Origin of the sequence: Microbacterium sp. CnD16-F (assembly GCF_024124465.1) — a bacterium.
Classification (GTDB): domain Bacteria; phylum Actinomycetota; class Actinomycetes; order Actinomycetales; family Microbacteriaceae; genus Microbacterium; species Microbacterium gawkjiense.
The window spans coordinates 1-2,246 of record NZ_JAMXSA010000104.1; the positions used below are offsets into that span (position 1 = coordinate 1).

Sequence of the window (2,246 nt, forward strand, 5' to 3'; positions counted from 1 at the left end):
CGCCCGCCCCGTCGGGCGCCGGCCGGCCCGTCGCCGTGCCGGCATCGGGCCCTCTGCCGCCGCCCTCGTGGGCCCCGGCATCCGTCCCTGCGAACCGTCGCATCCCGCGCACCCTCCCCGTCGACGTGATCTCCACGGTTCCCGGCGTGCCGCACCGAGACGGCCGGCCAACGTCGGCCGCGCGGGTCGCGCCCCCGGTGATCGCGATCCTCGGATGGGATGACGGCACCCGGCACACCGTCTACGAGCCCACCCTGTTCGGTCGCGGCCCCGGTCAGCAGCCGGGACGGCGCAGCACCGCGGTGCGCGACGAGACGCTCTCGCTGTCGAAGACGCACTTCGAGATCGGCGCCGACGACGAGGGCACGTGGGTCGTCGACCGGCATTCCCTCAACGGGGTCGTCATCGTGCGGGCCGGCCAGCCGCAGCGCCTCATGCCTGGGCGACGGGCGCGCGTGTGGTCAGGCGACGTCCTCGAACTCGGCGACCGGCGGCTCACGGTGGAGAGCGCCCGGTGACGGCGATCGACGTCCGCGTCGGAGCGGCGACCCACCCGGGGCTGCGTCGCCGTGTCAACGAGGACTCGCACCTCGCGGAGTACCCCCTGTTCCTCGTCGCCGACGGCATGGGTGGCCACGACGCCGGCGCCGCCGCGAGCGGGGCGGTCGTCGCCGTGTTCCGCGCCCTCGTCGGGCGGGACTCCGTCGGCATCGAGGGGATGCGGGCCGCCCTGTCGCGTGCACGCGTCGCCGTCGAGCGCATCGGGTATGCGGGGCGCGCGGCGGGCACGACCCTCAGCGGCGTCGCGGTCACCGAGGTCGGCGGGCACGGCTACTGGCTCGCGGTCAACGTGGGCGATTCGCGCACGTACCGCTTCGCGGACGGCGAGCTCGAGCAGATCAGCGTGGACCACTCCGTCGTGCAGGAGCTCATCGACGCGGGCGAACTGACCGGCGACGCCGCCGGTCGTGATTCCCGCCGCAACGAGATCACGCGCGCGATCGGCGGCGGCAGCGGCGGCGAGGCGGACTTCTGGCTGCTCGCGGCCGAGGCGGGGGACCGCATCCTGGTGTGCTCGGACGGGCTCTCGGGCGAGGTGCCCGAGGAGCGCATCACCGGCATCCTGCGCGACGTCATCGATCCGCAGGATGCCGCGACCCGCCTCGTCCACGAGGCGATGCTGCACGGCGGACGCGACAACATCACGGCCGTCGTGGTCGATGCCGTGCGCGTCGCGGGGCAGGATGAGGGGGACACGACGCCCGGCCTCGGGTGGTCGGACGCCGATGAGGACACACGGCCGCGTGCAGCGGCAGGAGGAGATGCCTGATGCGCGCAGTGCGGTATCGGCCCGACGGCAATGCCGAGGCGTGGCGTGCGGCGGTGACCGGGTCGGCGCTCGCCGTGCTGCCCCCCGCGGTCACGCCGCACGCCGTCGAGGGCGTGTGGCGCCGTCTCGAGGGCGGCGGCATCGGCGCCGTGCTCGACTCGCTCACCGGCGCCTTCGGCACCTCGCTCGCCGCGATCCCGCCGTTCGGCCTCGCGGTCGCCGAGGGTGACGGCGTCCGCGTCGCGGTGCGCGGCCCCGTCTCGCTCGTCGTCGAGACGGCGGACGGCGTCGAAGAGGTGTCGGGAGCGGGTGTCGCGACCTGGACCGAGCGGTTCCTGCCGCGCGCCGTCCGGGTGAGCGTCGACATCGGTGCGGGATCGGATGCCGACCTGCTGCCCATCGAGTCGGGGGTCGTGCCCGCGGCCCAGATCGTCTTCGACCTCGTCGCGCGCGACGCCGCACGGGCAGCCGCGCCTGTCGAGGCCCCCGCGTCACCCGTGGCCGATTCTGCGGAGAAGGCGCCGTCGGCAGATGTGCCCGAGAACGATGTCGCGGAGTCGCATGCCGCGGAGCCGGAGGCCGCAGCGCCGGAGTCGGATGCGGCGGAGCAGGAACCGGAAGCCGCGGAACCGCACGCCGCAGCGCCGGAGCCCGCGAAGCCGGGCCCCGCGGAGCCGGACCACGACGCCGCGGCGGAGGACGTCGGCGCGACGATCGCCTCCTCGCGCACGCTCGCGAAGGACTCCCCGCCCGCGCCGCCGGCCGTACCCGGGCTGGTGACCGGGGTGCCTCCCGTGCACACGCTCGGCGGGTCGCCGGTGTCGACCCCCGGCATCCCCGAGGCGACCCGCGCCCCCGACGGGGGCGAGACCATCGCCGGGATCGACGAGGACCCCGTGCTCGGGGCGACCATCGC

2 protein-coding genes and 1 pseudogene are annotated in these 2,246 nt (G+C 75.5%); all 3 read left to right on the forward strand.

Annotation, left to right across the window (positions count from 1 at the left end; genetic code table 11):
- On the forward strand, positions 1-518 hold a 518-nt coding region (locus NH287_RS14895), incomplete at its 5' end, for an FHA domain-containing protein (protein ID WP_253036238.1).
- Positions 515-1,330, forward strand: coding sequence for a protein phosphatase 2C domain-containing protein (locus NH287_RS14900; RefSeq protein WP_253036239.1), 816 nt, complete (start codon positions 515-517; stop codon positions 1,328-1,330). The genes NH287_RS14895 and NH287_RS14900, both read left to right, overlap by 4 nt.
- Positions 1,330-2,246, forward strand: a pseudogene (locus NH287_RS14905) (FHA domain-containing protein); the annotation flags it as partial. The gene NH287_RS14900 and the pseudogene NH287_RS14905, both read left to right, overlap by 1 nt.